Source organism: Nocardia farcinica (assembly GCF_029867845.1).
GTDB classification, from domain to species: domain Bacteria; phylum Actinomycetota; class Actinomycetes; order Mycobacteriales; family Mycobacteriaceae; genus Nocardia; species Nocardia farcinica_A.
Genome location: NZ_JARWRU010000490.1, coordinates 1 through 3,426, shown reverse-complemented (window position 1 = coordinate 3,426; position 3,426 = coordinate 1). Strand labels below are relative to the sequence as shown.

1 protein-coding gene is annotated in these 3,426 nt (G+C 74.1%); it reads right to left on the bottom strand.

The features are described 5' to 3' along the window. A partial coding sequence (locus QH283_RS10690; RefSeq protein WP_280502864.1) for an amino acid adenylation domain-containing protein occupies window positions 1-3,426 on the bottom strand: 3,426 nt, incomplete at both ends.

Here is a 3,426-nt window from a genome sequence, read left to right as displayed (position 1 = left end):
CCCCCCCCCCGGGCTCTGAACCGGGTTTCGGCCCCCCGGGGGCCCCCCGGGGGGGCGCGGGGGTTGGGTTTTCACAAACAGCCCCCCCCGGGGGGCGCGGGCGCGCCCGCTACGTCCGGCGACGGGGGCTCCGACGACGATGTCCGAGGAGCCGGAGAGCCGGGCCAGCAGCACCGCCAGCGCTGCGTGCAGCACCATGAAGCTGGTGACATTCGCCTGCCTGGCGAGGCGTTCGACGCCCGCGGCCACCTCGGCAGGCACGGCGCTGTCCAGGCGGTCGCCGCGCGCGGATCGGCGGGCGGGGCGGGCGCGGCCGGGGAGTTCGAGCGGCGGCGGGTCGCCCGCCAGATGCGCGCGCCAGTGGGCGAGCTGGGCGGCGGCCAGGGAGCCGGGGTCGTTGTCCTCGCCGAGCAGTTCGCGATGCCAGAGGGTGTAGTCGGCGTAGTCGACGCGCAGCGGCTGCCAGTCGGGGCTCTTGCCCTTCGCGCGCGCCTCGTAGGCGCCGCCGAGATCGGTGGCCAGCGGTCCCAGCGACCAGCCGTCGCAGCAGATGTGGTGCAGGATCACGACGAGCACGTGCCTGCCGCGGTCGGCGGTGGCCAGCAGCGCGGTCCGCACCGGCGGCCGGGCGGTGACATCGAAACCGCGGTTCGCCAGTTCGTCGATGTGCCTGCCGAAGTCGGCCGGGTCTGCCGTCTCCGGGGACAGGTCGAGACCGGCGAGGACCTCCTCGGTGGGCAGCACCACCTGGGTGCCCGCGCCGTCGACGGCGGGGTACACGGTGCGCAGCGCGGCATGGCGGTCGAGGACGTCGGTGAGGGCCGCGCGCAGGGCGGCGAGGTCGAACCTGCCGGTCAGCTCGACCAGCAGCGGGATGTTGTAGGCGGAGGAGCCGGGATCGAGCTGGTTGAGCAGCCACATGCGATTCTGCGCCGGGGCGAGCGGCACCGGATCGGGGTGCGGGCGGGCGCGCAGGGCGAGCCTGCTCGGACGGTTTCCCTCGGCGAGCCGGGCGGCGAGTTCGGCCACCGTCGGGGCGGCGAACAGCTCGCGCACCGACACCTCGCAACCGGTCAGTTCGGCGATGCGCACGGCGGCGCCGGTGGCGGTGAGCGAGTTGCCGCCGAGTTCGAAGAAGTTGTCCAGCACGCCGACCCGCTCGAGGCCGAGCACCTCGGCGAAGACGTCGGCGACGGTCTCCTCCACCGCGGTGCCCGGCGCCACATAGGCGTCCGCCGCGTCGGGCACCGGTTCGGGCAGGGCGCGGTGGTCGATCTTGCCGTTGACGGTCAGCGGCAGCTCCGGCAGCGGCACGATGTTCGCGGGCACCATGTATTCCGGCAGCTGCGTCGCCAGATGGGCGCGCAGGGCCTCGGGGTCGGCCGCGCCCGCCGGCACCACGTAGCCGACCAGCCGGGCGGTGTCGGCGCCGGGCCGGTGCACGGTGACCACCGCGCTGCGCACCGACTCGTGGGTGAGCAGGGCGTTGCGGATCTCGTCGAGCTCGATACGGAAGCCGCGCAGCTGGACCTGCTGGTCGGCGCGGCCACGGTACTCGAGTTCGCCGCGGTGGTCGCGGCGGGCGATGTCGCCGCTGCGGTAGAGCCTGCTGCCGGGGGCGCCGAACGGGTCGGCGACGAAACGGGTGGCGGTCAGCCCCGGCTTGCCGAGATAGCCGCGCGCGAGCTGGTCGCCGGAGACGTAGAGCTCGCCCCACGCGCCCAACGGGGCGGGCCGCAGCCGTGCGTCGAGCACGTGGGCGCGCAGGCCGGGCAGCGCGCGGCCGATGGCGCTCGGCGCGCCGGGGGCGATGTGCCGCGAGGTCAACGGCAGGTGGGTGACGAAGACGGTGGTCTCGGTGATGCCGTAGACATTGGCGAGTACCGGGCCGTCCTGGTGGCGCTCGTGCCACGGGAGCAGGCTCGCGGGATCGAGGCGCTCGCCGGAGAGCACGACGGTGCGCAGCGCGAGCGCGCCGTCGGGCTCGCCCCTGCTCGCGTAGCGTTCGTGCGCGGCCGCGAACTGCTGGAAGGCCGACGGGGTCTGGCTGAAGACGGTGACCCGCTCGCGGGCGGCCAGCCGGACCATCTCGTCGGGCGAGCGGGTGGTGGAAGCGTCCACGACCACCACGCACCCGCCGGTGACCAGCGGGCCGAAGATCTCCCAGATCGAGTAGTCGAAGGCGTAGGAGTGGAACAGCGTCCACACCTCGCCCGCGCGCACGCCGAGCTCGGCGCAGGCGTTGACCAGGTGGGTGGCCACCGCCCGGTGGGTGATCGGCACGCCCTTCGGGCGGCCCGTCGAGCCGGAGGTGTAGATGACGTAGGCGAGATGGTCCGGGCGCAGCGGCCGCGACCGCTCGGCGTCGGTGAGTGGTTCGACGGACCGCTCGGCGGTCTCGGCGGCCAGCTCGCCGAACAGGACCACGCGCCGGTCGTCGGCCGGGATCGATCGCCGGAGGGCCTCTTCGGTGAGGATCAGCACCGGGTCGGCGTCGTCGAGGATGTGGGCGAGCCGGTCGGCGGGATGGGCGGTGTCCAGCGGGAGGTACCCGGCTCCCGCCTTCAGCACCGCGAGGGTGGCCACGAGCAGATCGGCGCCACGGGACATTCCGATGGCGACGAGGGTTTCCGGCCCGGCGCCACGGGCGACGAGCCCGCGGGCGAGCCGGCCGGATCTCTCGTGCAGTTCCCGGTAGTTCAGGGTGGTCGCGCCCGCGCGGACGGCGGGTGCGGCCGGGGTGGCGGCGGCCTGTCGCATGAGCAGCTCGACCAGCGTCGCCTCGGGGCGTGCGCCGGCGCGGCCTGCCAGCTCGCCGCCGGCGCCCCGCCGTTCGTCCGGGCCGGTGAGCGGGATCTCGGCGACCGGGGTCTGCGGTGGCGCGTCCACCATCCGGGCGAGGAAAGCCACGAAGCGGGCGGTGTGCGCTTCCAGTTCGTCGCGGTCGTAGAGGTTCGGGTTGCCGTGCAGTTCCAGCAGCAACGGCGCCTCGGCGCCGGGACGGTAGAGGTTGAGCTGGATGTCGTCGAGGGCGCCCGAGGTGAGCGCGTGGTAGCGGCCGTAGGCGGAGCCCAACCGGATCTCGGCGTCGAAGAACAGGATGTTCACCACCGGCCCGAAGGAGTTCACGGGCGTGTCCGCGGCGTGCGCCTCGCGTCGCAGATCCTCGAACCGGTAGAGCTGGTGCCGCATGGCCGCGACGAGCTCGGCCACGGACGACCTGACCAGTTCCTCGACGGTGGTGCGCGGGTCGACGGCGAACCGGATCGGCACCATGTTGGCCAGCATGGCGGCGGCGTTGCGCAGGCGGCGGGTCACCCGCGCGCTGACCGCCAGCGAGAGCACCAGGTCGGGGGTGCGGGTAATCCGGCGGAGTATGGCGGCTAAACCCGCGACCACCACCTGGGCGGGCGAGGCGTGCAGGTC